This is a genomic window from Lentzea sp. NPDC051208 (genome assembly GCF_040682435.1).
Taxonomy (GTDB): domain Bacteria; phylum Actinomycetota; class Actinomycetes; order Mycobacteriales; family Pseudonocardiaceae; genus Lentzea; species Lentzea kristufekii.
Genome location: NZ_JBFBAW010000001.1, coordinates 948343 through 973124 on the forward strand (window position 1 = coordinate 948343; position 24782 = coordinate 973124).

At 70.1% G+C, this 24782-nt stretch carries 27 protein-coding genes and 1 pseudogene; 13 read left to right on the plus strand and 15 right to left on the minus strand.

Going from position 1 to position 24782, the window contains the following annotated elements:
* The first annotated feature begins 51 nt into the window (after nucleotides 1-51).
* Nucleotides 52-711 carry a type 1 glutamine amidotransferase domain-containing protein gene (locus tag AB0M48_RS04050; RefSeq protein WP_363835812.1) on the plus strand — a complete coding sequence of 220 codons (660 nt, stop codon included), beginning with the start codon at nucleotides 52-54 and terminating at the stop codon, nucleotides 709-711.
* 38 nt (nucleotides 712-749) lie between these two features.
* Here AB0M48_RS04050 and AB0M48_RS04055 read toward each other — a convergent pair whose 3' ends face one another.
* Together AB0M48_RS04055 and AB0M48_RS04060 are read right to left on the minus strand one after the other, a co-directional pair.
* Nucleotides 750-2540, minus strand: coding sequence for a DUF6297 family protein (locus tag AB0M48_RS04055; protein ID WP_363835814.1), 1791 nt, complete (start codon nucleotides 2538-2540; stop codon nucleotides 750-752).
* On the minus strand, nucleotides 2537-3142 hold the full coding sequence (locus tag AB0M48_RS04060) for an ABC transporter ATP-binding protein (protein WP_363835815.1): 606 nt from the start codon (nucleotides 3140-3142) through the stop codon (nucleotides 2537-2539). Before AB0M48_RS04060 ends, AB0M48_RS04055 begins: the two co-directional genes overlap by 4 nt.
* A gap of 89 nt (nucleotides 3143-3231) precedes the next feature.
* Between AB0M48_RS04060 and AB0M48_RS04065 the strand changes: the two genes are divergently transcribed.
* Genes AB0M48_RS04065 through AB0M48_RS04075 form a run of 3 tightly spaced genes read left to right on the plus strand, consistent with a single transcriptional unit; the run spans nucleotide 3232 to nucleotide 5476 of the window.
* Nucleotides 3232-4389, plus strand: coding sequence for an LLM class flavin-dependent oxidoreductase (locus AB0M48_RS04065; RefSeq protein ID WP_363835816.1), 1158 nt, complete (start codon nucleotides 3232-3234; stop codon nucleotides 4387-4389).
* Nucleotides 4386-4808, plus strand: coding sequence for a MarR family transcriptional regulator (locus tag AB0M48_RS04070; protein WP_363835817.1), 423 nt, complete (start codon nucleotides 4386-4388; stop codon nucleotides 4806-4808). The genes AB0M48_RS04065 and AB0M48_RS04070 overlap by 4 nt, the downstream gene beginning before the upstream one ends.
* Entirely contained in the window at nucleotides 4808-5476 is a 669-nt protein-coding gene (locus tag AB0M48_RS04075; RefSeq protein WP_363835818.1) for a CE1759 family FMN reductase, read from the plus strand. Before AB0M48_RS04070 ends, AB0M48_RS04075 begins: the two co-directional genes overlap by 1 nt.
* On the opposite strand, the gene AB0M48_RS04080 is transcribed toward AB0M48_RS04075, so the two are convergent.
* Nucleotides 5473-6303 (minus strand): SDR family NAD(P)-dependent oxidoreductase, encoded by an 831-nt coding sequence (locus AB0M48_RS04080; RefSeq protein WP_363835819.1) that lies wholly within the window; start codon nucleotides 6301-6303, stop codon nucleotides 5473-5475. The genes AB0M48_RS04075 and AB0M48_RS04080 overlap by 4 nt on opposite strands.
* Nucleotides 6304-6361: 58 nt before the next feature.
* Here AB0M48_RS04080 and AB0M48_RS04085 point away from each other — a divergent pair, with 58 nt between their 5' ends.
* Nucleotides 6362-7042 (plus strand): TetR/AcrR family transcriptional regulator, encoded by a 681-nt coding sequence (locus AB0M48_RS04085; protein ID WP_363835820.1) that lies wholly within the window; start codon nucleotides 6362-6364, stop codon nucleotides 7040-7042.
* A 142-nt stretch (nucleotides 7043-7184) separates the two neighbouring features.
* Here AB0M48_RS04085 and AB0M48_RS04090 read toward each other — a convergent pair whose 3' ends face one another.
* The 3 genes from AB0M48_RS04090 to AB0M48_RS04100 are packed head-to-tail and all read right to left on the minus strand — an operon-like array spanning nucleotide 7185 to nucleotide 9636.
* Nucleotides 7185-7934, minus strand: a complete 750-nt coding sequence (locus AB0M48_RS04090) for an ABC transporter permease (RefSeq protein WP_363835821.1) — start codon at nucleotides 7932-7934, stop codon at nucleotides 7185-7187.
* Nucleotides 7931-8653: an ABC transporter ATP-binding protein gene (locus tag AB0M48_RS04095; RefSeq protein WP_363835822.1), complete on the minus strand. Its 723-nt coding sequence runs from the start codon at nucleotides 8651-8653 to the stop codon at nucleotides 7931-7933. Before AB0M48_RS04095 ends, AB0M48_RS04090 begins: the two co-directional genes overlap by 4 nt.
* Nucleotides 8650-9636, minus strand: coding sequence for an ABC transporter substrate-binding protein (locus AB0M48_RS04100; protein ID WP_363835823.1), 987 nt, complete (start codon nucleotides 9634-9636; stop codon nucleotides 8650-8652). The genes AB0M48_RS04095 and AB0M48_RS04100 overlap by 4 nt, the downstream gene beginning before the upstream one ends.
* A 54-nt stretch (nucleotides 9637-9690) precedes the next feature.
* On the opposite strand from AB0M48_RS04100, the gene AB0M48_RS04105 reads away from it, so the two are divergent.
* Both AB0M48_RS04105 and AB0M48_RS04110 read left to right on the plus strand, forming a co-directional pair.
* Entirely contained in the window at nucleotides 9691-11214 is a 1524-nt protein-coding gene (locus AB0M48_RS04105) for an FAD-dependent monooxygenase (protein ID WP_363835824.1), read from the plus strand.
* Nucleotides 11204-11734 (plus strand): hypothetical protein, encoded by a 531-nt coding sequence (locus AB0M48_RS04110; RefSeq protein ID WP_363835825.1) that lies wholly within the window; start codon nucleotides 11204-11206, stop codon nucleotides 11732-11734. Before AB0M48_RS04105 ends, AB0M48_RS04110 begins: the two co-directional genes overlap by 11 nt.
* Here AB0M48_RS04110 and AB0M48_RS04115 read toward each other — a convergent pair.
* On the minus strand, nucleotides 11719-12093 hold the full coding sequence (locus AB0M48_RS04115) for a YciI family protein (RefSeq protein ID WP_363835827.1): 375 nt from the start codon (nucleotides 12091-12093) through the stop codon (nucleotides 11719-11721). The two genes, AB0M48_RS04110 and AB0M48_RS04115, sit on opposite strands and share 16 nt — an antisense overlap.
* A 93-nt stretch (nucleotides 12094-12186) precedes the next feature.
* Between AB0M48_RS04115 and AB0M48_RS04120 the strand changes: the two genes are divergently transcribed.
* On the plus strand, nucleotides 12187-12606 hold the full coding sequence (locus tag AB0M48_RS04120; protein ID WP_363835828.1) for a hypothetical protein: 420 nt from the start codon (nucleotides 12187-12189) through the stop codon (nucleotides 12604-12606).
* On the opposite strand, the gene AB0M48_RS04125 is transcribed toward AB0M48_RS04120, so the two are convergent.
* The 4 genes from AB0M48_RS04125 to AB0M48_RS04140 are packed head-to-tail and all read right to left on the minus strand — an operon-like array spanning nucleotide 12539 to nucleotide 15164.
* Nucleotides 12539-14239: a GMC family oxidoreductase gene (locus AB0M48_RS04125; RefSeq protein ID WP_363835829.1), complete on the minus strand. Its 1701-nt coding sequence runs from the start codon at nucleotides 14237-14239 to the stop codon at nucleotides 12539-12541. The genes AB0M48_RS04120 and AB0M48_RS04125 overlap by 68 nt on opposite strands.
* The gene (locus tag AB0M48_RS04130) at nucleotides 14236-14514 is read right to left on the minus strand and encodes a hypothetical protein (protein ID WP_363835830.1); all 279 of its coding nucleotides are present in this window, start codon (nucleotides 14512-14514) and stop codon (nucleotides 14236-14238) included. Before AB0M48_RS04130 ends, AB0M48_RS04125 begins: the two co-directional genes overlap by 4 nt.
* Before the next feature lie 51 nt (nucleotides 14515-14565).
* The gene (locus AB0M48_RS04135; protein ID WP_363835831.1) at nucleotides 14566-14898 is read right to left on the minus strand and encodes a putative quinol monooxygenase; all 333 of its coding nucleotides are present in this window, start codon (nucleotides 14896-14898) and stop codon (nucleotides 14566-14568) included.
* Nucleotides 14895-15164, minus strand: a complete 270-nt coding sequence (locus AB0M48_RS04140) for a hypothetical protein (protein ID WP_363835832.1) — start codon at nucleotides 15162-15164, stop codon at nucleotides 14895-14897. The genes AB0M48_RS04135 and AB0M48_RS04140 overlap by 4 nt, the downstream gene beginning before the upstream one ends.
* A gap of 69 nt (nucleotides 15165-15233) precedes the next feature.
* On the opposite strand from AB0M48_RS04140, the gene AB0M48_RS04145 reads away from it, so the two are divergent.
* Entirely contained in the window at nucleotides 15234-17198 is a 1965-nt protein-coding gene (locus tag AB0M48_RS04145) for an MDR family MFS transporter (RefSeq protein WP_363835909.1), read from the plus strand.
* On the opposite strand, the gene AB0M48_RS04150 is transcribed toward AB0M48_RS04145, so the two are convergent.
* The gene (locus AB0M48_RS04150) at nucleotides 17195-17332 is read right to left on the minus strand and encodes a hypothetical protein (protein WP_363835833.1); all 138 of its coding nucleotides are present in this window, start codon (nucleotides 17330-17332) and stop codon (nucleotides 17195-17197) included. The genes AB0M48_RS04145 and AB0M48_RS04150 overlap by 4 nt on opposite strands.
* Nucleotides 17333-18062: 730 nt before the next feature.
* A pseudogene (locus AB0M48_RS04155) lies at nucleotides 18063-19331 on the minus strand (AfsR/SARP family transcriptional regulator); the annotation flags it as partial.
* Nucleotides 19332-19454: 123 nt separating this feature from the next.
* Here AB0M48_RS04155 and AB0M48_RS04160 point away from each other — a divergent pair.
* Both AB0M48_RS04160 and AB0M48_RS04165 read left to right on the plus strand, forming a co-directional pair.
* Complete coding sequence (locus AB0M48_RS04160; RefSeq protein ID WP_363835834.1) at nucleotides 19455-19826, plus strand: hypothetical protein; 372 nt, start codon at nucleotides 19455-19457, stop codon at nucleotides 19824-19826.
* 136 nt (nucleotides 19827-19962) lie between these two features.
* Nucleotides 19963-21096: an endonuclease/exonuclease/phosphatase family protein gene (locus AB0M48_RS04165; RefSeq protein WP_363835835.1), complete on the plus strand. Its 1134-nt coding sequence runs from the start codon at nucleotides 19963-19965 to the stop codon at nucleotides 21094-21096.
* Here the strand turns inward: AB0M48_RS04165 and AB0M48_RS04170 are convergent.
* Complete coding sequence (locus AB0M48_RS04170; protein WP_363835836.1) at nucleotides 21093-21383, minus strand: DUF1905 domain-containing protein; 291 nt, start codon at nucleotides 21381-21383, stop codon at nucleotides 21093-21095. The two genes, AB0M48_RS04165 and AB0M48_RS04170, sit on opposite strands and share 4 nt — an antisense overlap.
* Nucleotides 21384-21407: 24 nt before the next feature.
* Nucleotides 21408-21953, minus strand: a complete 546-nt coding sequence (locus AB0M48_RS04175) for a hypothetical protein (RefSeq protein ID WP_363835837.1) — start codon at nucleotides 21951-21953, stop codon at nucleotides 21408-21410.
* An 85-nt stretch (nucleotides 21954-22038) separates the two neighbouring features.
* Between AB0M48_RS04175 and AB0M48_RS04180 the strand changes: the two genes are divergently transcribed.
* Nucleotides 22039-22590 carry a helix-turn-helix domain-containing protein gene (locus AB0M48_RS04180; protein WP_363835838.1) on the plus strand — a complete coding sequence of 184 codons (552 nt, stop codon included), beginning with the start codon at nucleotides 22039-22041 and terminating at the stop codon, nucleotides 22588-22590.
* A 5-nt stretch (nucleotides 22591-22595) separates the two neighbouring features.
* Entirely contained in the window at nucleotides 22596-24749 is a 2154-nt protein-coding gene (locus AB0M48_RS04185; protein WP_363835840.1) for an MMPL family transporter, read from the plus strand.
* Nucleotides 24750-24782 lie beyond the last annotated feature (33 nt).

Consider the following 24782-nt stretch of genomic DNA (forward strand, 5'->3'; position numbering starts at 1 on the left):
ATCTTATAGCTCATCCAACGCGTTCTCCGGATCTGTGATGTCCTGGTCGACATGAAGAAGCTACTGATGGTCGTGTCCGCCGCCGACTCGCTCACGCTGGCGGACGGCTCGGCCCACCCCACGGGGTTCTGGGCGGAGGAGGTCGTCGAGTCCGTGCGCGTGCTGCGGGAGGCCGGTGTCGAGGTCACGCTGGCGACACCGGGCGGCGTCGTGCCGACCGTGGACAAGGCGAGCCTCGACGGCACGTTCGACGAAGCCGTTGCCTCGCTGGAGGACCTGCGCGCCCCCGCCGTCTTGTCCGATGTGGACGCGAGCGGTTTCGACGCGATCTACCTGCCGGGCGGGCACGGTCCGATGGCGGACCTGGCGTCCGACAGGTCGCTGGGCGCGTTGCTGGCGGACTTCCACGACGGCGGCAAGCTCGTCGCGGCACTGTGCCACGGACCGGCCGGGCTGCTCAGCGCGGTCCGCGCGGACGGCACGTTCGTGTTCGCGGGCAAGGAGATGGCGGTGTTCAGCGACGAGGAGGAGCGCCAGGGAGGCCTGGCCGTCCCCTACTCGGTCGCCGGTCGGCTGACCGATCTGGGCGCGCGCCTCACGACGGGTGAGCCGTGGTCGAGCACGGTGGTCGTGGACGGCCGGCTCGTGACGGGCCAGAACCCGCAGTCCACCGTGGCCACCGCCACGCGGGTCGCCGAACTGCTCGTCTGACGCAGGAAGGCGCGGCTCGCCCGGAGGAGCCGCGCCTCCTACAGCGCCAGCTGCACCAGCCCGAGCACCGCCAGCAACGCCGGACCGCGGCTGAACTGCACCATCAGGCCGAGCGGCGTCGGCCCGAACACGCCGAAGTCGATGATCGCGGCGCCGTAGTCGATCGGCGGCCGCGTGGCGATCCGGTAGACGACGGCCACCGCACCCACCGCCGAGACCAGCGCGTTGACCGCCGACACGTGCGGGGTGAAGGCCGCGGTGACGGCGCACCACAGGATCGCGCCGGCCGCGGGGAACACGAGGTGCGCCAGCCTCAGCTGCCGGTCCGGCAGACCCAGGGCGCGCCGCATCGCGGGCGAGCGGCACACGAACTTCAGCCCCGCGGCCAGCCGGTCGGTGGCCAGGAACGCGGCCACGAGGTGGACAGCGGGAACGACAGCGCCCTCCCAGCCCACGGACACCAGAGCCGGGGCGGGAAGCAGCGCCGCCCAGACGAGCGCGGCGTTGGGGCTGCGACGCAGCCGGAGCGCATCGGTCCACGCGAGGACGACGAGCCGCGAACCCCTCAACCGCACCGACTTCACGCGCCCGAGCGCACGGGCACGGCGTTCGGCCAGCACCGCACCGAGAAGGGCGAGGTCGAACCAGCTCACCGAAGCCCGCGCCACACCCGCCACCGCGCCGGCCGCCGCGAGGTCGGACCGCCGCAGGGACCGCAGCGAGGTAGCTGCCACCACCGCCAGGCCGATCGCCACCACCCAGGCAGCGCCGACGACACCGGCCCACCCGCCCGGCAGATTCGGCTCACTCAGCAGCGCGTCCAACGAACCTGGCTGGCCGACCAGCGCGTCCAACGAACTTGGCTGGCCGACCAGCGCGTCCAACGAACTTGGCTGGCCTGCCTGCCCGACCGGAGAACCCGGCTGACTCGTCTGCCCGCCCAACGAATCCGGCTCACCCACCAGCGCGCCCAGCGAACCCGGCCGACTCGCCTGGTCCGTCAACAAACCCGGCTCACCCACCAGCCCACCCAGCGAACCCGGCCGACTCGCCCGGTCCTTCAACAAACCCGGCTCACCCACCAGCCCACCCAGCGAACCTGGATGGTCCACCTGCCCGCCCAGCAGACCCGGCTCAACCACCTGCCCGCCCAGCGAACCCGGCTCACCTACCAGCCCACTCGCCGAACGCGGCTCACCCACCCGCGTGCCGACGGAACCCGACCGCACCTCGAAGCCAGCCGGTCCCTGCCCACCACCGGAGCCCGCCCAAGACCCCGGCAGCCCGAACCGACCGCCCGGTACCAGCAGCGCCACCACCGCCAGCCCGACCAACCCGCTCAACCACCCCTGCGGCCGCACCCGAGCCCGCTGCAACACCACGGCACCGGCCACCACGGCCACCCCGCAGGCGGCCCCGCCCCCAGCCGCGACCAGCGGCGGAACCACAGCCCCCACGATCCCGGACACGACAGCGGCCCAGCCGACACCCACCCCCGCACCCACCGCGAGCAGCCAGAGAAACCGAGGCCGCAACAACACACCGCGCGGCACGGGCGAACTCAGCACCCAGAACATCCGGTCCGCGCCCGCGAAGACCGGCCCGGCCGCCAGAGCCACCTTCATCAGCACGGCGACACCCAGCACCGACAACCACAGCGCAGTCCACACGCCCCCGGGATAAGAGGACTTGGTCAGCCCGGCGTACGCCCAGCCGCAACCGACCAGCCCGACGATCGAGAAGTTGACGAACGGGGCGTACAGCCGCGCGACCTGCGAGCGCCACGGCACCGGGGGTCGCAACCGGCGCCGGACGGCCGCCGCGGTCACAGCGTGACGGTCCGGCACGCCACCGCCTCCACCAGCTCGTGGTCGTGCGACGCGAACACGACGGCCACCCCGGCTGCCTTCTCAGCCAACAGGCGGGACCGCAGCCAGGTGCGGCCTGCCGCGTCGAGGCGCTGTTCGGGTTCGTCCAGCACGAGCACCGAGCGCGGCCGCACGAAGCACGACGCCAGCCCGAGCCGGTGCCGCTGGCCCGAGGACAGGGTCGGGGGCAACTGGTCCGCCACCGGCGTCAGCCCGACCTCATCGAGCACAGCCACGACGTCGGCCGAGGATCCGTGCAGCCAGGCCAGCAGCCGCAGGTGCTCCACGACGGACAAGTCCGGGAAGTAGTCGGCGTCGTCGAGCAGCGACGCGACGGCGGACCGGACGGCGCCCGACGACTCGTCCATCTCGGCGCCGTCGAGCAGCACGCTGCCGGAGTCCAGCGCCTCGGCCCCGACCAGGCAGCGCAGCAGGGTGGACTTGCCCGAGCCGTTCGCGCCCACGACCGCAACGGCCTCACCAGGGCCGACGGTGAAGGACAGATCTGCGAAAACGGGGACCCCGCCGTAGTTGAAGCCGGCGTCCCCCACCCCCAGCGACATGTGATCAGGGTAGTGGGAATAGGTCAGGCACCCAGGCGTTAGAGTAGATGCAAACGCATAAGTCACTAAGTTTGAAGGAGGCGGGTGCCGTGCAGTTCGGAATCTTCTCGGTGAGCGACATCACCAGGGACCCGGTGAGCGGCGAGACCCCGAGCGAGGCCGAGCGCATCGACGCGATCGTGCAGATCGCGGAGAAGGCCGAAGAGGTCGGGCTCGACGTGTTCGCCATCGGCGAGCACCACAACCCGCCGTTCTTCTCGTCGGCGCCGACGACGCTGCTCAGTCACATCGCGGCGAAGACGCGGAAGCTCATCGTCAGTACCGCCACGACGCTGATCACCACGAACGACCCGGTGCGCATCGCCGAGGAGTACGCGATGCTGCAGCACCTGGCGAAGGGTCGCATGGACCTGATGCTGGGCCGCGGCAACACCGCGCCGGTCTACCCGTGGTTCGGTGCCGACATCCGGCAGAGCCTGCCGCTGGCGCTCGAGAACTACAACCTGCTGCACCGGTTGTGGCGCGAGGACGTCGTGGACTGGGAAGGCAAGTTCCGCACGCCGTTGCAGGGCTTCACCAGCACCCCGCGGCCGCTGGACGACCTGCCGCCGTTCGTGTGGCACGGGTCGATCCGCACGCCCGAGATCGCCGAGCAGGCCGCCTTCTACGGTGACGGCTTCTTCGCCAACAACATCTTCTGGCCGAAGGAGCACTACATCCGCCTGATCAAGTTCTACCGCCAGCGGTACGCGCACTACGGCCACGGCACGGAGAAGCAGGCCATCGTCGGCCTCGGCGGCCAGGCCTACATCGCGAAGCGGTCGCAGGACGCGATCAAGGAGTTCCGCCCGTACTTCAACGAGGCACCCGTCTACGGCCACGGGCCGCGGATGGAGGACTTCATGGAGCAGACGCCGCTGTCGGTCGGCAGCCCGCAGGAGGTCATCGACAAGACGCTGACCTTCCGCGAGCACTTCGGCGACTACCAGCGCCAGATGTTCCTGATGGACCACGCCGGCCTGCCGCTCAAGACCGTGCTCAACCAGCTCGACCTGCTCGGCGAGGAAGTCGTTCCGGTGCTGCGCAAGGAGATCGAGGCCCGCCAGGACCCCGAGACCGCCAAGCCACCGACGCACGCCGGGCGTGTCAAGGACAAGTACGGCGACGGTCCGGTCCGCCAGCCCAAGCCGAACGCCAACCGGGGTGACAACGTCACGGGTGGCTCGCCGTACCAGGACTCGAAGTGACCCGAGCCAACGAGGCGTGGGAGTCCCTGATGAAGGCGTACGCCGTGTTGATGAAGCAGTTCAACGCGGAGGACGTCTGGGGCGACCTGACCATGCGGGAGTACGACGTGCTGTACCAGCTGTCCAAGTGCGACAGTCCACTCAGGATGAGTGAGCTGAACCGCCACGTGCTGCTGAGCCAGCCCGCCCTGTCCCGCATGGTCGACCGCCTGGTCGAACGGGGCTACGTCGACCGTTGCCCCGATCCCGGTGACCGCAGGGGTGTGCGCCTGTCGCTCACCCCCGCGGGCCGGGAGACCCAGCGGGCCATCGGCCGCCCGCACGCACGCAGCGTCACGCGCGCCCTGAGCGTGCTGACGCCGGAAGAACTCGACCAGCTCGCCGCGATCACCGGCAAGCTCAGCCAGAGCGAGGAGTAATGGGCCAGAACTTCCAGCTGGTGGTGGCGTCCGCCGGCACGAGCGACCCGTCGTCCACCCGCCTGCTCGCCGACCGCGTCGCCGGACGGGTCACCGCGCTCGCCGGCAAGCGCGGGCAGACCGTCGCCACGAAGGTGATCGAGCTGCGCGAGCTCGCCACCGAGATCGCGAACGCCCTGGTGTCCAACCACGTCGGACCGAAGCTGCAGAACGCCGTCGCGACCCTGCAGCACGCCGACGGCATCGTCGCCAGCACCCCCGTCTACAAGGCGGGCGCGAGCGGCCTGCTCACGTCGTTCTTCCAGATCCTCGACAACGACCTGCTGATCGCGAAGCCCGTCGTGCTCGCCGCGACCGCCGGCACGGCGAGGCACGCGCTCGTGGTCGACGACCAGATGCGCGGACTGTTCGCCTACCTGCGGACCGTCGTGGTGCCGACGTCGCTGTTCGCCTCGACCGAGGACTGGCAGGACAACGGCCTCAACAAGCGCATCGACCGCGCGGCCCTCGAACTGGTGGCGCTCATGGCCTCGGGTTTCGAGAAGACCGTGCGCGACGAGTCGTGGGGCAGCTACCAGCACGAGTACGGCAGCGCGGGCGGCACGGAGCTGACGATCGACCTCGACTCCGACCTGATGCGCCTGGCCGCGGGCGGCGCAGCCAACTAGAAGTCCGCGCCGCGCGAGAGCTTCTCGTGCGCGCGCAGCTCCACCAGTGCGTCCTCATGCATCGCAACGGCGGCGTCGTACGCGGCGCCGCCGAGCACGATCCTCCGCGGCGGCACAGGTGCGTTCATCGCGCTGATCACGGCGCGCACACCCCGTTCGGGATCACCCGGCTGCTTGCCGTCCTGCTCCGCGAACGTCGCGCGAATGCCCTCGACCAGCGGCAGGTAGGCGTCCACCGTCTCGCGCACCGGCTCGTCCTGGAAACCCGCGTAAGCCTTGGTGCGAAACGATCCCGGCTCCACGACGAGCACGCGCACGCCGAACGGCTCGACCTCCTGGCGCAGCGTCTCCGACAGCCCTTCGAGCGCGAACTTCGCCGCCGAGTAGTAGCCGAACCCCTGCACGCCGACGAGTCCGGCCAGCGACGACATGTTGATGATCCAGCCGTCCCCGCGCGCCCGCATGCCCGGCAGCACGGCGCGCACCACTTCGACCACGGCGAACAGGTTGAGGTCGAACGTGCGACGGACCGTCTCGTCCCGCGTGCCCTCCACCGAGCCGTACCAGCCCCGGCCCGCGTTGTTGACGAGCACGTCGATCCCGCCGAACCGCTCCTCCGCCGCCCGCACCGCCGCGCGCACCTGCTCGGCGTCGGTGACGTCGAGCTCGAGAACCAGCACGCGGTCGCCGTGGGCAGCAGCCCATTCCCGCAGCTCAGCGGGCCGACGCACGGTCAGCACCACCTGATCGCCCTGTTCCAGTGCAGCCTCGGCGTAGGCCAGGCCGAACCCTCCGGGTGTCCCTCCGGTGATGAACCAGGTCTTCATCAGACTTCTCCTTCCGCTATAGCGCTCAATGTAGCGCTACATGAGATACTATAGCGACATGCAGAACGCACGGGATCGGCTCCTGCTCGCCGCGGCCGAAATGCTCGACGGCGGCGGCACGGTGTCCACGAGGGCGGTGTGCGAACGCGCCGGCGTGCAGGCACCGACGCTGTACCACCACTTCGGCAGCAAGCAGGGCCTGATCGACGCCGTGCTGAACCACGGCTTCACCCAGTACACCGCGGTCGAGAGCTCCGGCGACCCGCTCGGCGACCTGCGCGAGGGCTGGGACCGGCACGTGCGGTTCGGGCTGGAGCACCCGTCGTTCTACGGGCTGCTCTACGGCCGCGCCGAGCCCGGAAAGCCCTGTGCCGTCACCGCTCCCGCACACGCCGCACTGCGCGACCGGTTCACCGAAGCGGCCACCCGAGGTCTGCTGAAGGTGCCCGCGGACGACGCCGCAGAACAGGTGCTCGCCGCGAACGTCGGTGTCACGCTGACCCTGATCAGCCAGCCGGAGCCGGACTTCGCGCTGTCCGAACGCGTCCGCGAGGCCGCGCTGGCCGGTGTGCTGCGCACCGCCACCGAATCTCCGGCCGGCCGGGCGAACGCCGCGCTCACCCTGCGCGCGTTGGTGGCCGACGACCCCGGCGACCTCACGCCGGGAGAACGCGCGCTGCTCGGTGAGCTGCTGGACCGTCTGGCTCGCCAGTGTGCCGCGCCGCAAGTTCGCCGTTGACGTCGCTCCACCAGTCCACGCCACCTCATCCGCGCCGTGCTTCAACCGCACGCGGGGCGCTTTCGTACTCTCATGCAGTACGAAAGGGCCCCGCGTGCGGCGAAACAGCAGGGACTTCGGCGGCGGATTTCCGGCGCGGACACTAGAGCACCCGGTGCTCCTCCGACCAGGGCACGAGCTTCCGCTCGGCCCAGATCAGCAGGTAGAACAGCGCCACGCTGATGATCGCGAGCAACGCCATCGCCGCGAACGCCAGCGAGGTGTCGGCGCTGCCGCCGGACACCAGGATCACGTAGCCCAGTCCGGCGTGGGCGCCCACGAACTCACCGATCACCGCCCCGATGACGGCCAGCGTGATCGACACCTTCAACCCCACGAAGATCTGCGGCAGCGCGTGCCACAGGCGCAGCTTGAAGAACTCGTGCGTCCGCGTCGCGTCGAGCGACCGGAACAGCTCGACCAGTTCCCGGGGCGTCGACCTCATGCCGGACGCGGTCGAGATGACGATCGGGAAGAGGCACACGAGCACCACCATCAGCACCTTCGACTCGATGCCGAACCCGAACCACACCACCACGATCGGCGCGATCGCGACCTTCGGCACGGCGTTGAGCGCGACCAGCAGCGGGTAGAACATCCGCTCCAGCACGCTCGACCCGACGATCAGCAACGCCACCGGAACGCCGATCACAATGGACAGAGCGAAGCCGGACACGGCCTCCCACAACGTGATCAGCGTCTGTTCGAGCAGGTAACCGGGCAGCTCCAGGAACGACGTGACGACGTCGGCCGGCGACGGCACGAGCAGCGGCTGGATGCCGAACACGATCGTCGCGAGCCACCAGACGCCGATGATCGCCAGCAATCCCAGTACCGGCAGCACGGCCCTCATGCCGTCACCAGGAGCCCGCGCAACTCGCGGCTCACCTCGTCCAGTTCGACCTGGCCGAGCGCGCGCGGACGAGGCAGATCGACCTCGACGACCCGGTGGATCCGGCCGGGCCGCGGGCTGAGCACGACGATCCGGTCGGCGAGCAGCACGGCCTCGTCGATGGAGTGCGTCACGAACACGACCGCGCGCGGCCGGGCGAGCTGAACCCGTTGCAGCTCTTCGGAGAGCTCGGTGCGGGTGATCGCGTCCAGCGCGGAGAACGGCTCGTCCATCAGCATCACCCGCGGGCTCTGGATCAACGACCGGCACAGCGAGACCCGTTGCTGCATGCCACCGGACAGCTCGTGCGGCAGCCGTTTCTCGAACCCGCCGAGCCCGACGAGGTCCAGCAGCTCGTGCGCGCGGTCGCGGTGGTCGTCCAGGCCGAAGATCTCGATCGGCAGCAGGACGTTGGCCAGCACGGAACGCCACGGCAGCAACGCGGGCTGCTGGAACAGGACCGAGACGTCCCGCCGCGGCCTGGTGACCGGCGAACCGGCCACCAGGATCCGGCCTTCGGACGGCGTGAGCAGACCGGCGACGAGCCGCAGCAACGTCGACTTGCCGCAGCCCGACCGCCCGATCACCGCGACGAACTCGTGCTCGGCCACCTCCAGGTCGATGCCGTCGAGCGCGTGCACGCCGCCGAAGGAGTGCGAGACCCCGCTGGTCGTGATCACTTGGGTGAGGCCCCGAAGGACACGAAGTCGCCGGGCGCCAGCGATCCGGCCGGAATCGCACCGGCCTCGGTGAGCGTCCGGAGGATCTTGCCGACCCGCTCCTCGGTGATCCCGCCGACGCGGCCGCTGTAGCCGGACGGCTTGACGTACGGCGCCATCAGCCCGACCTCGGCGCCGGCCACGCCCGCGTCCTGCGTCGGCTGGTACTTCTTCAGGATCGGCCCGACCTCGTCCGGGTGCTCGATCGAGTACTCCAGGCCCTTGAGCAACGCCGTCATGAAGCCCTGCCCCTGTTTCGGGTCGTTCGCGCCGTCCTTCGACGCGATCAGCACGTTGCCGTAGAGGTCGGGAACGAGATCGCCGTAGGGCAGCACGACCGCCTTCCTGCCCTTGGCCGCCGCCTCGATCAACGGCTTGCCGACGACGAACTGGCCGATGCCGTCGACCTGCCCGGCCGCGAGCAGCTGCGGCAACGCGGGTGGCGCCGACGGCACGAACTGGACCTTCGCCGGATCGATGCCCGCGGCCTTGGCGTACACCGGGAACATCACCTGGTTCGTGGAGCCGGGCTGGTCGCCGATCTTCTTGCCCTCCAGGTCGGCCGGCCTGCTGATCCCGCCGCCCTCCAGCGCCACGATCGCGGCCAGCGACCGTTGCTGGATCGCCGCCATCACCGAGATCGGCAGCTTCTCCTTGGCGAGAGTGATCGCGGTGGCGGTGAAGTCGGCGATGCCGAAGTCGGCCCGGCCGGTCGCGACCAGCTTCAGGACGTCGACGCTGCCGGTGCCCGGCGTGATCGTGACGTCGAGACCGGCCTGCTCGAAGAACCCCTTCTCCTTGGCCACGTACACGTAGGCGTCACGTCCGAACGAACCGAACGACGTCAGATAGCTGACCTTGGCCGGAGCCGTGTGCTCGGCCGGCGACGCACAGGCCGTGACGGCCAGCGCGGCGGCGAGCAGGACTGAAAACGCTTTCCTCATGTTCCCTCCCCCGAAGGCACCCTGATGCACGAACATAGGGGTCGGGGAGGGTTCATGAACACGTCCGATGGTCCGGTGGCCGTGATCGGTGCCGGCCCGGTCGGCCTGATCACCGCGCTGGGCCTGGTCGCGCACGGTGTCCCGGTCGTCGTCTTCGAGGCTGGGAACGACCTGTCGAGCGAGACCAAGGCGGGCACGGTCCTGACCCGCACGCTGGAGGTGCTGGACCGGTACGACGCACTGGGGCCGGTGCTGGAGGCGTCGCTGCGGCTCGACGAGATCGGCGAGGTGGACCGGGCGACCGGGACGTCTACCGGGAGCGTGCTGACCTCCGCGCTGGCCGGCGAGACGCGGTTCCCGTTCGTCGTCAACGTTCCGCAGCACGAGCTGGAGCCGGTGCTCGCGTCGGTGCTGGAGGAACGCGCGCCGGGCACGCTGCGGATGGAGCACCGGCTGGTGGACTTCTCGCAGCACGACGACGGCGTCACCCTGCGACTGTCCACTCCGGATGGAATCGTCGCGTTCGAGGCGTCGCACGTGCTGGCCTGCGACGGCGGCCGGTCGACCGTGCGGGAACGGCTCGGCGTCACGGTCGAGGGGCACACGCTGGAGCAGCGGTACGCGCTGGTCGACCTGGTGTGCGATCTCGACGTCCGCAATCCGCGCGACTACCCGTACCTCGCCTACTTCGGCGACCGCGAGGAGTGGATGGTCCTCGTGCGGCAGCCGCACTGCTGGCGGTTCGTGTTCCCGCTGGCGCCCGGCCGGGACGCGCCGGCGCCGGACGAGCTGCGCGACAAGGCGAGGCACTTCATCGGTGAGGTGGACTCGGTGGAGGTGCTGGGCAGCAACGTCTACACCGTCCACCACCGGGTGGCGTCGCGGTGGCGTGACGGCCGGGTGTTCCTGCTGGGCGACGCGGCGCACCTGATCACGCCGATGTGGGCGCTGGGACTGAACACCGGTGTGCTGGACGCGTCCAACCTGCCGTGGCGCCTCGCGTGGGTGCTGCGCGGCTGGGCCGGCGAGAAGCTGCTGGAGGGCTACGAGGCCGAGCAGAAGCCGGTGGCCGTGCACGGATCCGGCGCGATGGCGGAGGCGGCCCGTGCCGTGATGGACCGGCGTTCGGACTCGGTCGCCGGATGGCGCGACGCGATGACCCGGACGTTGCTCGGCGTGCGGCTGGGCGCGGACTGGTCGATGACGCGCTCGGGCCCGCCACAGGCCGGCGACAGGATCCCGGACCTGCGGGTGTTCGGCCGGCGCGGCCCGGTCCACCTGCACGAGCTGTGCCGCGACTCGTTCGTCGCGCTGCACCTCACCGACGCGCGCCGCCGTCCGTTCCTGCCCGCTGACGGGCCTCCCGGCCTGAGGCAGGTGGTGGTGAGCCGGTGGGACGCGCCGGACCTGCGTTCCCGCGCCTACTTCGATCCCGGTGACACGGTGCGCGAGCGCTTCGGTGACACGGTGGTCCTGGTCAGGCCGGACGCGCACATCGCCCACGTCGAACCGTGGACCGCCGCGTCGTGGCGGTCGATCCAGGACCGCTATCTGCAGGAGGTGCACCTTGCGGGGTGACGTCGTGATCTCGCCGTCCGGTGAGGAGATCGTGCTCGTCGACGTCGGCCGGCGCGTGCTGCACGACGACCCGGTGGTCCGCGTGTGGGAGGTGACGCTCGAACCGGGCGAGACCCACCCGTGGCACCTGCACCACAACCCGTACGTCGTGCTCAGCATCGAGGGCTCGGAAGGCCGCATGGACTGGCTCGACGGCAGCGACCCGCGGTTCATCTCCGAGCACCGCGGCGGTTTCGTGTACCGGCCCGTGTCGCCCGTGCACCGGCTCACGAACATCGGCACGACCTTCTACCGCAACCGGCTGGTCGAGCTGAAAGACCTCGGCGAGAACCTGCCCGAGCCGCTGGACGTCCGACCCGACGACGTCAGTGTGCACACGGTCTCGGACGTGACGCTGGACCTGGAGGGGCCGCACGTTCTCGTCGCGTTGGACGGTGAGGACGTGCGGCTCCACCCAGGGGGACCGTGCCGGCTCGACGGCGAGTGGTTCGTCGTCGAACTGGCCTACTTGGCCAGGTAGGGCTCGATGTCCTCGGACTCGGCGACCCGCCGCACCTCGACCGACATCTCCTCGACGCCCGCGAAGCAGGTGATGTACTCCTCGGCGACGGCGGTGGCCTCCGCGAGGTCCTTCGCGCCGATCAGCAGGAACCCGCCGACGACCTCCTTGGCCTCGGCGAACGGCCCGTCGGTCGACTTGATCGCCGCACCGCGCCTGCGCACCACCGCGCCCTGCTGCTGCACGCCCTCGGCGCCGAGCAGGACGCCGTCCGCCGTCAGCTTCTCCACGAACGCGTTCATCCGCTCGATGAGCTCGGGATTCGGCTCCCACGAGGCCGGGTCGTCCTGCGGGACCCGGTGCATGAGCATGAACCGCATGTTTCTCTCCTCGTTGTCGACTGGCAGCGTCCGCTGCCACCCCTGCGTCGATCGGCGTCACGGAGCTTTCGACATCTTCGCCATGATGGCCCGGTGAGACTTTCGCGGCTGGTCGTCCCCCTGCTCTGCATGTGGCTGTTCGGCAACCTCTACGAGCAGATCGTGTGGAATCCTCAGCTGCTGGCGGACCCGCGGCCCGGCTCGCTCGTGGGCGTGTTCGCGGCGGGCAGCCCGGTCTACTACTACCTGCCGTGGGCGCCGCTGGCGGTGGTCCTGGCCGTCGTCACACGTGCGCCCAAGCCCGCGCTGGGCTGCCTCGCGGTCTCGGTCGCGATGAAGGTCCTGCTGATCACGCAGGTCAACCCGGTGTTCCGCGACCCGGCCGTCTCCCGTGACGTCGTCCACGACAACGCCGTGCTCTGGGCGTTCGGCAACGGCGTCGTCGTCATCGCGGTGGCGGCCGCGATCCTGCTGGTCCAGCGAGCGCGGCACCGGGTCCCGTCCGGCACGTAGCGACGAGGTGGTCCGCGGTGCGCAGGACCAGTGCGGCCATCGTCAGCGACGGGTTGGACGTGCCGAGCGACGGCATGCTGCCGCACCCCACCGCGTACAGGTTCGGGTGGTCCCAGCAGCGTTGCCACTGGTCCACGACGGAGTCGCGCGGCGAGGCGCCCATGACGTGCGTGCCGCCGCCGTGCCCGGCGCCCCAGTACCGCAGCGGTTCCCCGTCGTGCTCGAAGTACCGTTCCTCATCGGGCTTGTACGACGTGTAGTCGTCGGCGCCGAGCATCTCGAAGATCCGGTCCGAGACCCGTTTCGCGGCCAGCAGGCCGTCCTTCACGTAGTCGGACAGTCCGTAGTGGATCGACGGGCGCGGGTTGCCGAGCGGGTCTCGGTGCGCGTGATCGAGCGTCACGCGGTTCGCCGGGTCGGCCTCCTGCTCGATCTCGAACTGGAGCGTGAACTGGCGGCCGACCCGGTCCGCCACCGCCTCTCGCAGTGCCTTTCCGCGCAACCCCGCCGCGGCGAACTCCGCGGTGTCGGAGTCGGGACTGCCGGCCGACCAGCCCCAGCCCCAGTTGCCGATCTCGATGCGGAACGGTGCCCGCGCGGCGCGTTCGGGACCACCGCGGAACGCCTCGATGCCCGTCGTCGAGCCCGGTCCGCGGAACGGGCCGATCGCCTGCGGCATCAGCGCCCACGTCAGCAGCGCGGGGTGGTCCATCAGGTTGCGGCCGACCTGGTCGCTGCTGTTCGCGAGCCCGGACATGAGCAGCAGCTTGGCGTTCTCGATGGCGTGCGCGGCGAGGACGACGACGTCCGCCTCCTCGTCGTGCCGCGTGTGCCTGCCGGACGTGTCGTCCTCGTAGCGCTGGTAGCTGACCTTCGTGACGCGCCCGGACTCGTCGGCGTGCACCCGGTTCACCACGCAGCGCGTGCGCAGTTCGACGTTCGCGGACCACCGCTTCTGCGTCCGGTGCGGTGTGTACTTGGCGTTCTCCGGGCAGATCGGCACGCAGCTCGCGTAGCCGCTGCACCGGTGCCCGTCCGGCTGATAACCGCTCACGGGAACCCCGTTGCGCGCCTGCGGTGTGCCGACGACGAGCAACTCGCGGCCGTCGATGCTCGCACCGTCCACAACGGACGCGATGGCGTGGTCGAGGTACGTGCGGGGCAGGGCGTGCATGGGATAGCGGTAGCCCTCCGCGACGGGCAGGTGCTGCCGCTGTTCGTCGGCGTCGGCCGCGATCCCGATCTCCCACTCCGCGGCCCGGTAGGAGGGTTCCAGATCGGCGTAGCTCAGGGGCCAGCCGCGGCCGCGCCCGAGGTCGGCGGTGTGGAAGTCGTCGGGGTGCATCCGGGGTGTGATCCCGGTCCAGGCGGTGCCGGTGCCGCCGTTCATCCGCAGGTACGGGCTCGCGTAGGCGAACGGCCCGGTGTTGATCAGGTAGTCGCTGGACGGCGCCGCGGCGGTCCTGCGGTAGGGCTTCAGCGGTGACTTGACGAGCGCCGTGCGGAACCTGCCGACCGCGTCGGGGTTCACCTCCGCGCCCGCCTCCAGCACGAGCACGCGGAACCCGTTGTCGCCCAGCACCTTCGCGATGAGCGAGCCGGCGAACCCGGCGCCGACGACCACGGCCCTCACCGGGCGCCGCTCCGGGGTCTCTGCTCCCAGCTGCCGAACCCGGGACCCTGGGTGCCCGGCGGAGCGACCCCGACCGCCTTCCAGGCCAAGCCCTCGGCGTAGGCGCGCTCGTCCGGGATCACCCCTCGCCAGACCCCCGTGTACCAGAGCTGGATGATCTCGTTCTCCGGCGCGCCCTCGGCCAGCGCGCGGTACCGCTCGACCAGTCCGGTCGACCTCAGCTCCTCCGCCGAGAACCCGGTCAGCTCGGCGGACAACTCCACGAAGGCGTCCATGGCGCCATCCTGGGCGGAGGGGCCACCTGCGCCAAACGATCCGGGCAAGGCTCACCCGCGTGGCGCAACCTCCATCTCGCCGAGCTCCGACCAGCCGTCCTGCTCGACCATCTGGCTGACGACGCGCGGCGTCTCCGCGAGGTACCGCGGCAGTTCCGCCTGGGCGGCCTTGAAGTGGTCCGACTGCACGTGCGCGCCGCCCGCGTCGCCGTCGCGGAACGCCTCGACCAGCACGTACTCGTTCGGGTCGTCGAGGCTGCGCGACCAGTCGAACCACAGGCAGCCGGGTTCGGCGCGGGTGGCCTCGGTGAAGCTCCTGCTGATCTCGGGCCAGGCCTGCGCGTGCTCAGGCAGAACGCGGAACTTGGCGGTGATGAAGATCAAGACGGCCTCCTTCGGGTGATCGCCTCCGAGCCTAGGACGGCTCGGTGACCGGGACCAGCGAGCCGTCCGGCCCGGTCGTCGCCCGCCGCATGCAGCACGACGTCGTCCAGCGGGCTTTCCGCCGTGAAGCCGAACATCTCCAACGCCATCGAGTGCGCGAGCTCGCACTGGTCGTGCGACTCGGCGTGGTGCGACCTGAGCAGCGTGCCGTCCACCGACCACTCGGCGAACGCCGGCCATCCCGAACCGGAGTGCTGGGCGAACACCTGACCCCCATCGTGTTCCTCCCCCTGCGAGCCGACCGGACCTGCGCGATCATCGCCTGCGTGCCCGAGATGATCGACACTCGCAGGCGGAACCTGGTCGTCGCGGCCGTCCTGCTCGCCATGCTGCTGGCCGCTCTCGACCAGACCATCGTGTCCACCGCGCTGCCCACGATGGTGGCCGACCTGGGTGGCGGCGCGCACCTGTCGTGGGTGGTGACGTCGTACCTGCTCGCCGAGACGATCATGACGGTGCTGATCGGCAAGTTCGGTGACCTCTACGGGCGCAAGAAGACGTTCGTCATCAGCGTCGCGCTGTTCCTGGTCGGGTCGTTCTTCGCGGGCTGGTCGGAGTCGATGGGCATGCTCATCGCGTTCCGCGCGGTGCAGGGGCTGGGCGCCGGTGGGTTGATGGTCACCTCGACGGCGATCATCGCGGACGTCGTGCCGTTGAAGGAACGCGGCAAGTTCCAGGGGTACGCGGGCGCCGTGTTCGGCATCGCGACGGTCGCCGGGCCGCTGCTCGGCGGGCTGTTCGTCGACCACCTGAGCTGGCGCTGGGCGTTCTACGTGAACATCCCGCTCGGCATCGCGGTGGTGCTGGTGGCGATCGCCGCGCTGCCCACCACCAGGACGGAGGGCCGCCCGAAGATCGACTACGCCGGCATCGCGCTGATCGCGCTGGCGGCGACCGGGCTGACGCTGGTCACCAGCTGGGGCGGCACCGAGTACGCGTGGACGTCACCGACGATCCTGTGGATGGCGGCCGGCTCGATCGTGCTGCTGGTCGCGTTCGTGCTGGTGGAGCAGCGCGCGGCCGAGCCGATGCTGCCGATGAGGTTGTTCCGCAGCAGGGTGTTCACGGTGTCGGGCATCCTGAGCTTCGTCGTCGGGTTCGCGATGCTCGGCGGCATCACCTACCTGCCGATCTACCTGCAGTACGTGCGCGGTGAATCGGCCACGGCGTCAGGGCTGTGGATGCTGCCGCTGATCGCCGGGCTCATGGCCACCGCGCTGCTCACCGGCAACACGATCAGCCGCACCGGCAAGTACCGGATCTTCCCCTTGATCGGCTCGGTCGGGCTCACCACCGGCCTGTTCCTGCTGTCCCTGCTGGACGCGTCGACCAGCTACTGGGAGATGGGCGCGTTCATGATGGTGCTGGGCGCGGGCATCGGCCTGGTGATGCAGGTGCCGGTGATCGTCGTGCAGAGCACCACGAACTACACCGACCTCGGCGTCGCCACGTCCGGCATCAGCTTCCTGCGCACGATGGGCAGCTCGTTCGGCGTCGCGATCTTCGGCACGATCTACGCGAACCAGCTGCCGAAGCACCTGGTGGTGCCCCAGGGCGTCGACCCGCGCGCCATTGCGAGCCCCGCCGCCGTCCACGCGCTGCCGGACGCGCTGAGGGCGCCGATCGTCGCCGGGTACGCCGAGACCGTGCAGATGATGTTCCTGATCGCCGCGCCGATCGGGCTCGTGGCCCTGGCCGTCGCGTTCTTCCTGCCGCAGGTGCAGCTGCGCGACACGTCCCGTGCCGCCGCGGCCGGCAACAGCGGCGTGGGCGAGAGCTTCGCCGCGCCGCCGTCGAACTCCTACGACGAGCTGCGCACGCTGGTCTCCACCGTGGTGGCGAGGTCCGACGAGGACCCCGGCCCGGCCGTGCTGCGGCGGTCCGGCGTCGACCTGCCGCTGGAACAGGCGTGGCTGCTCGGCCGGGTGTACCGCGCGTCGACGGACGACGGCGTGGCCACGCTCGACGAGATCGCCGAGATGACGAAGGTGCCCGGCGGCATCTTCGAACCGACCGCGCAGGCCCTCGTGCGGTCGGGGCATCTGGCGTTCGGCGACGACGGCTACCGCTTCACCGACCGGGGTGCGGACGTCTTCGCCCAGCTCGTGCGGGCGTGGCGGTGCTGGCTGCTCGACCAGTTGGAGGACTGGCACGAGCCGGACCAGCGCGACTTCGGGCAGGCGCTCGACTCGTTCACCGACGAGCTGATCGAGAGCGGGCGCCAGATGAGCCGCGTCTAGAGACGTGCTTGCAGGGCCGCGGCCTGCGTGTCGCGGCCCTGTTCCCGGTACAGCTCCAACGCCCGGTTCCACTGCTCGCGCGCCTGCGCGGTCTCCCCCGCCGCCGCGTGCACGTCCCCCAGGTGTTCCAGCACGGTGGCCTGCTCGGCGGAGTTGTCCAGCGGCGCGCAACGCCGTCAGCCAGGCGTCGATGTCGTCGGAGGTGCGGCCCCGCCGGATGTGGTAGTTGCTCAGCGAGCGGCCGATCAGCCATGCGGCGTCGAAGTCCTCGCGCTCCAGGGCCTGGCGCTGTTCAGCCATCAGGCAGGCGTGCTCGGCGTCGAACCACGCCATCGCCGCCGCGTTGTTCTCGAAGGTGAGCACGTGGCCGCTTTCGCGCTCCGGCAACACCTTGTGCGGCTCCAGCGTGAGCGCACCGGCCCGTGCGGTGGCGGCGTAGAAGTCGGTGAGCCGCGTTCCCGGATCTGCGGGCAGGTCCGCCGCGTACAGGCCGACCAGGTCGTGCATCCGGTACCGGCCGGGCACGTGCTGCTGCACCAGGTGCGCGTTCTCCAGTTCCCGCAACACCATTCGCGTCCGCGTGACGGGGCGGTCGAGCAACGCCGCTGCCGCCGCGAGACTCACGTCCGCCGTGCCGACAGTACCGAGCAGGCCGAACGCGCGCGCCGCCTCGTCCGAGAGCGCCGCCACGGACCAGGAGAACACGGCCCGCAGGTTCGCACCGATCTCGCCCGCGTCCAGCGCGTCCAGGGGTTGCTCACGCAGTTCCGCGGCGAACGCGGCCAGGGGGAAGTCCGGTTCCATCGCGGCGCGGGCGGCGACGATCGACAGCGCCAGCGGCAGTCCGCCGCACCAGCTCACCAGGTCGGCGACCACGGCGGGTTCGGCCGCCACGCGCTCGGCGCCGAGCCTCGTCACGAGGAACTCGCGGGCGTCGGCCGGGTGCAGCACGTCCAGCGACACGGACCGCGCTCCGTGCACGGCCACCAGTCCTGCCAGCTTGAGGCGGCTCGTGACCAGCACCGTCGCGTCGGAGCCCGGCAGCAGCGGCACGACCTGCTCCGTCGAGCGGGCGTTGTCGAGCACCACCAGCAGGCGCCGCCCCGCGACCACGCTGCGGTAGCGCGCGGCCAGTGCGTCCAGGCCCACCGGGATGGTCTCCTCCCCCAGCGCCTCCAGGAACTCGCGCAGCACGGTCTCGGGCGACGTCGGCTCGGCGGACGGGTCGAAGCCGCGCAGGTTCACGTAGAGCTGGCCGTCCGGGAACTCGCCGAGGTGCCGATGCGCCCAGTGCAGTGCCAGCGCGGTCTTGCCGATGCCGCCCGTCCCGCCGATCACGGTGATCACGACCGTGCCGGGCGAATCCAGGGCGGCGAGCTCTTCGGTGCGACCGGTGAACCACGGGTGCGGCGCGGGCAGCTGGCGTGGACCGGCGGGGCGTTCCTCCACGCTGCCGGCGAGGATCCGCTGGTGCACCTCCTGCAACGGCCTGCTCGGGTCGGCGCCGAGCTCGTCGGCGAGGCGGCGGCGCACGATCTCGTAGTGCCGCAACGCCTCCGCGTCGTTGCCCGACCGGTGCAGTGCCAGCATCAGTTGCGCGGCAAGGCGTTCGTCGTGCGGCAGTGCGTCGGCGAGCTGCCGCAACGACGGCAGCAGCGCGGCGTGCCGGCCGTCCGCGAGCGCCACGTCGTTGCGGTCCAGTTCGGCGGCGAGGCGTTCGGCGTGCAGGCTCTCGCGCAGTGCGTCGAACCACGGCGACTCGAGTCCGTCGAGCGCCTCCCCGCGCCACAGCCCGAGTGCGGCGTCGAAGTCGCGATCACGCACGAACGCCCTGAAGCGGAACAGATCCACTCGTGACGGATCCACTGCGAGCCGATATCCCGCCGGTGAGCGCTCGATGTCGAGGTCGAGCAGCTTGCGGAGCTTCGACACGTACCCGTACAGCGTCTCGCGCGCTCGCAGCGGCGCCCGTTCACCCCAGACGCGGTCGAGCAGCCGGTCGACCGGAACCGGCCGTCCCTCCTCGACCAGCAGCGCGACCAGCACAGACCGCTGCCGGACGTGGCCGATCTCGATCACCTCACCCCGGTCGCGCGCCTCGACGGCACCGAGCAGCCCGAACTCCAAGATCACCCCTCAGCCAGTGGATTCAAGGTTCATCCTAGGTTCGTCCTTGATCAAAAGGGCAACGTCGTCGTCGCGGGCCGGACGGCTCGCAGGGACATCTCCCGAAATAGACAGAACGAGGGGTATTTCGTGAAGTCTCGCAATCTCGTACTGGCCGCCGCGGGTCTGGGGCTCGCACTGGCGGGGATCGCTCCCGTGACGGCCGTCGCGGCGACCTCCGGTGACGTGTCCGTCCAGGAGGTGCACCGCAAGTCGGCCAAGTGCGTCTCGCCGGCCGACCAGAAGATCAACATCTCCTGGGGCGACGGCAGCGTCACCACGACGGTCTACTACAACAACCACTGCAACCAGGCTCGCGCGATCGAGCTGGAGTTCGTGCGCGAGAACGGCGAGCGCTTCAACAAGTGCTTCGTGGCTCCCGCGAAGAAGAAGTCCAGCAAGGAGATCGACAACAGCAACCCGAACAAGGTGTCGATCCTGAACCGCGCCAGCTGCCCGTGATCGGGTAGCAGCCGATACCTGGAGGGCCCCACCACCTTCCGGCAGCCCAGCCGCGGGGCCCTCCACCATCGGCGCAGTGAAAGACCACCCGAGCGGACCAGGGCGGACACGTTCCTCCACATGCGACCCTGGGTGTGTGAGCACCACGCGAATCGGTTCGTTCAACGTGGAGAACATGTTCGAGCGCCCGAAGGTCATGGGCCGCAACGCCACCAAGCACGCGGCCCCGATCCTGGCCGCCCACGCCCGTTTCAACGAACTCATCGCCGCCGAGACCTACCTGCCGGAAGTCAAGGAAGAGCTCAAGGAACACCTGACGACACTGGAGTTGCTCAGGAGCGACCGCAGCAAGTACGCGATCCTGCGGCGCATCCGCGGCCGGTTCCTCGCGCGCCACCGCACCGGCGAAACCTCAGTCGTGGCAAGCGGTCGCGAGTCCTGGGTCGGCTGGGTGGAGCTCACCACCGAACCCATCAGCGAACTCGCCACGCGCCACACCGCACAGGTGATGCGCGACGTCGGCGCCCACGTCCTCGGCGTGGTCGAGGCCGAGTCGCGCGAACTGCTGCACATGTTCTCCGCCAGCATGCTCAAGCACGTCGGCTGGACCCCTTACGAGGAGGTCCACCTCATCGACGGCAACGACGAGCGCGGCATCAACGTCGGACTGCTCACACGAGACGAACATCAGGTCATCACGATCCGCACGCACGTGTACGCGAAGGACAACTCGGGCGTCATCTTCTCCCGCGACTGCGCCGAGTACCACGTCCGCACCCCCGCGGGCCCCGAGGTCGTCCTGCTCGTGAACCACCTGAAGTCCAAGGGCTACGGCACTCCCGGCGACCCGATCGGCGCCCGCCGCCGGTTCCGCCAGTCGGTCCGCATCGCCCGCATCGTGAACCGGCTGCGCGACGAGGGCCACGAGTACATCGCGGTCGTCGGCGACCTCAACGACACCGCGGACAGCGAAGCGCTGCGCCCCCTGTTCCAGCGCACGGGCCTGCGCGACATCAGCGAGCACGAGAACTTCGACTGGGACCACCGCAGGGGCACGTACCGCGGCGTGAACGAGAAGGGCAAGATCGACTACGTCCTGCTCACCCCCGAGCTGTTCGCGAAGGCCACCGGCGGCGGCATCTTCCGCAAGGGCGTGTGGCGCGGCCCGCGCACGAAAAACCGTTGGGACGTCTACGAAACCATGTCCAACGAGGTGCACGCGGCCAGCGACCACGCCGCGATCTACGCCGACATCGACTGGACCCTCTAGACGACCTCGACGGTCACCTCGACGACGTCGCCAGGCTCGACGCCGTTCTTCTTGCGCACCGCCGCCTTGATCGGCAGCACGTAGCACCCTGACTGCTTGTCCGGGAACACCGACGTCGACCAGTTGCTGGCGCCGACCCCTACGCGCACCTTGACCGCGCCGAAGCCCGCACCGGGCGGGGCGATGTCGCGGATCTGGTCCGAGACGTCCTCGGGCAGCGTCACGAACGTCCAGGTATCCGTGCGGCGGACGTCCCAGATCCAGAGTTCCGCGTCGAAGACGAACATCAGCCCATTCTCACAGCAGTGGACTCACAGGGGCGCGCTGACGTGGAAGTGCTCGTCGAACGCCGCGGCGAGTCGCTCGCCCAGCCCGTACGGTGCCCACTCCCGCACCAGCCCCAGGAATCCGGCCAGGTCCTGCCGCACGCCCTCCAGGTGCCCCCGCAGGTCCTCGGCCGGGATCTCGCACGCGGGCCCGTACCTGTGCTCCTCGTCCGGCCACAGCCTCACCACGCCTCGGGTGAACTCCGCCCCGGGAGTCGGCGAGTGCCCGAGCCACGGCACCTCGCCGTCGAGCAGGCCGGTCCAGTCCCGCCAGTTCTCCAGGCCGAAGCAGCAGCCCGGCTCGATCCGCGCGCCCGTCGCGGTGTCCGACACCCGCACCCCACCCGCCGCGATGATCATTTTCTTCTCCACCAGCGCGCGAAGCAGCTCTGGACCGAACACCGCGTCGTCGTCCGCGCCGTAGTCGGCGATGGCGGCGAGCGCGGCGTCGAACTCCTCACGGCTCATCCGTCCGGACAGCGCAACGACGTCACGGCCGGTCACCTCGACGACCGCCTGCATTCTGATCACTCACCCATTGTGGTGACGAACGCCACCGACCATTTCGGTCGGTAAACCTACCGAATCGGTCGGTGAACGCCGTAAAGTCGAGTGCATGCCACGACAGCCCAGGACCGGGGTCGACGAGAAGATCCTCGACGCCGCCGCCGCGCTCTTCGCGCGGCACGGCTTCGAGCAGACCTCGTTGAAGTCGCTCGCGGACGCTGTCGGCTTGTCCAAGGCCGGCCTGCTGCACCACTTCCCGAGCAAAGACGCTCTCTTCGAAGCGGCGTGGGCGCAGAGCCGCGTGCTCACGATGCACGTTCTCGACCAGGTCTCGCCGCTGCCCGCCGGGTCCGAGCGGGACCGGCGGGCGCTGGAACTGCTGACCGACCACGCGCTGGACCGGCCGGGACTGGTCTCGCTGTTGTTCCGGACGATGACGGCGCCGGGTGAGGACCCGCAGCAGGCGCAGGACGAGCTGCTCCTCAACGAGATGTTCGTCATCGACCCCGAGAAGGAACTGCCCCGCGCGATCCGGATCGTCGGCGCGCTGAGCGCCATGGCCGTGCTCACCCTTCTGGCCAACCAGGAGGGTGACAAGACGACCTGGCGTCCCTTGATCCTCGCTACCTGCTACGACGCACTCGGGCACCAGGAGGCCTGACCATCATGGCGAAACTGCTCTACAAACTGGGAATGGGCACCTACCGGCGCCGTCTCCCCGTCGTCCTGATCTGGCTGCTCGTGCTGATCGGCTCCGGTGTCGGCGCGTTCACCCTCGGCGGTGAGACGTCCAACTCGATGTCCATCCCCGGCCAGGAGTCGACCACCGCCCTGGAGCGCATCCAGGAGAAGTTCGGCTCCGGTGAGACCGCGTCGGCCAAGGTCGTCGTGCAGGCTCCGGACGGTCAGAAGCTGCCGCAGCACGTCAAGGCGATCACCGACCTGGTGGCCGACGAGTCCGCGCTGAAGGGCGTGCGGTCGGCGACGAACCCGCTCGACCCTGCGGCGCCCAGCGTCAACCGCGACCTCGACGTCGGCTACAGCACCGTCACCTACGACGTGAAGCCGGGTGAGGTCACCGCCGAGCAGCGCGCCGAGCTGACCAAGGCCGTCGACAAGGCGCGCGCGGCCGGACTGACCGTCGAGGTCACCGGCACCGCGATGCAGGAGACTCCGCACGTCGGCGGGCCCACCGAGGCCATCGGTGTCGTGCTGGCGCTGGTCGTGCTGGCCCTGACCTACGGCTCGCTCGTGACCGCGGGCATGAACCTGCTCAGCGCCGGCATCGGTGTCGGCATCGGCACGCTCGGCATCACGATCGCCACCGGGTTCATGGACCTGCAGTCGACCACGCCGATCCTCGCCTCGATGCTGGGCCTCGCGGTCGGCATCGACTACGCGTTGTTCATCATCAACCGCTACCGCCAGGAACTGCGCCGCGGCTCCGACGTCGGCCACGCCGTCGCGACCGCCGTCGGCACCGCTGGTTCCGCCGTCGTCACAGCCGGGCTCACCGTGGTGATCGCGCTCGTGGGTCTCGCGATCGCGGGCATCCCGTTCCTCACGCAGATGGGCGTCTCCGCCGCCGCCACGATCGTCGTCTCGGTCCTGATCGCCATCACGCTGGTGCCCGCGGTGCTGAGCCTGCTCGGCCGCCGCGTGCTGACCCGCAAGGAACGTGCGGCCGAGGCCTCGGAGCCCAAGGACCGCGGTGTCATCCGGGGCTGGGGCGGTGCGGTCACCCGCAACCGCGTCGTCGCGCTGCTGCTCTCGGTCGTCGCGCTCGGCATCGTCGCGATCCCGGTGGCGTCCATGGACACCACGCTGATCCAGAAGCCGCCGACCGGCTCCACCCAGGAACGCGCCGACCAGATCCTCGCCAAGGGCTTCGGCGAGGGCTTCAACGGCCCGATCATCGTCCTGTTCGAGGGCGACGGCGCCGCCGCGACGGCCACCGAGGCGTCCAAGCCGATCGAGAAGCTGTCCGACGTCGCCATGGTGACGCCGGCCCAGCCGAGCCAGGACGGCAAGTCCGCTCTGGTCACCGTGATCCCGAAGTCCGGCCCGGACACCGTGGAGACCGAGAAGCTCGTCGCCGACCTGCGCGCCGAACTGTCCGATGTGGAGGGTGGCAAGGCGTACGTCACCGGCGCCACCGCGGTCAGCGTCGACGTGGCCACGTCCCTGGACAAGGCCCTGCCGATCTACCTCGCGGTCGTCGTCGGCCTGGCGCTCGTGCTGCTGATCCTGGTCTTCCGCTCGCTGCTCGTGCCGCTGGTCGGCGTGCTCGGCTTCCTGCTCACCATCGGCGCGTCGCTCGGTGCCACCGTCGCGGTGTTCCAGTGGGGCTGGCTCGCCGGCGCGGTGAACCTCGACAGCACCGGCCCGCTGATCAGCCTCACGCCGATCCTGGTGATCGGCATCCTGTTCGGCCTCGCCATGGACTACCAGATCTTCCTGGTGTCCCGGATGCACGAGGCGCACCACCGCGGCGCCAAGCCCATCGAGGCCATCACCACGGGCTTCCGCCAGGCCGCCCCGGTCGTCGTGGCCGCCGCACTGATCATGTTCTCGGTGTTCGCGGGCTTCGTCCCCGCCGGCGAGGCGACCGTGAAGTCGATCGCCTTCGCCCTGGCCGTCGGCATCTTCGTGGACGCGTTCGTGGTCCGCATGGTGCTCGTGCCGGCCGCGCTCGCCCTGCTCGGTGAGCGCGCCTGGTGGCTGCCGAAGTTCCTGCGCTGGCTGCCGGAGCTCGACGTCGAGGGCACCGCGCTCGACGAGATCGAGAAGAAGGACAAGCAGGAGCCGGTCTCGGTCTGACCGAGCCCGCTCACGAAGGTCCGTCGTGCCCAC

Bases quoted from the DNA above. Each gene is read 5' to 3' on its own strand.
- AB0M48_RS04050 (WP_363835812.1), top strand. From the start codon at position 52: ATGAAGAAGCTACTGATGGTCGTGTCCGCCGCCGACTCGCTCACGCTG.
- AB0M48_RS04060 (WP_363835815.1), bottom strand. From the start codon at position 3,142: ATGTCGCTGGGGGTGGGGGACGCCGGCTTCAACTACGGCGGGGTCCCC.
- AB0M48_RS04075 (WP_363835818.1), top strand. From the start codon at position 4,808: ATGGGCCAGAACTTCCAGCTGGTGGTGGCGTCCGCCGGCACGAGCGAC.
- AB0M48_RS04080 (WP_363835819.1), bottom strand. From the start codon at position 6,303: ATGAAGACCTGGTTCATCACCGGAGGGACACCCGGAGGGTTCGGCCTG.
- AB0M48_RS04085 (WP_363835820.1), top strand. From the start codon at position 6,362: ATGCAGAACGCACGGGATCGGCTCCTGCTCGCCGCGGCCGAAATGCTC.
- AB0M48_RS04090 (WP_363835821.1), bottom strand. From the start codon at position 7,934: ATGAGGGCCGTGCTGCCGGTACTGGGATTGCTGGCGATCATCGGCGTC.
- AB0M48_RS04100 (WP_363835823.1), bottom strand. From the start codon at position 9,636: ATGAGGAAAGCGTTTTCAGTCCTGCTCGCCGCCGCGCTGGCCGTCACG.
- AB0M48_RS04105 (WP_363835824.1), top strand. From the start codon at position 9,691: ATGAACACGTCCGATGGTCCGGTGGCCGTGATCGGTGCCGGCCCGGTC.
- AB0M48_RS04115 (WP_363835827.1), bottom strand. From the start codon at position 12,093: ATGCGGTTCATGCTCATGCACCGGGTCCCGCAGGACGACCCGGCCTCG.
- AB0M48_RS04130 (WP_363835830.1), bottom strand. From the start codon at position 14,514: ATGGACGCCTTCGTGGAGTTGTCCGCCGAGCTGACCGGGTTCTCGGCG.
- AB0M48_RS04145 (WP_363835909.1), top strand. From the start codon at position 15,234: ATGATCGACACTCGCAGGCGGAACCTGGTCGTCGCGGCCGTCCTGCTC.
- AB0M48_RS04170 (WP_363835836.1), bottom strand. From the start codon at position 21,383: ATGTTCGTCTTCGACGCGGAACTCTGGATCTGGGACGTCCGCCGCACG.
- AB0M48_RS04180 (WP_363835838.1), top strand. From the start codon at position 22,039: ATGCCACGACAGCCCAGGACCGGGGTCGACGAGAAGATCCTCGACGCC.
- AB0M48_RS04185 (WP_363835840.1), top strand. From the start codon at position 22,596: ATGGCGAAACTGCTCTACAAACTGGGAATGGGCACCTACCGGCGCCGT.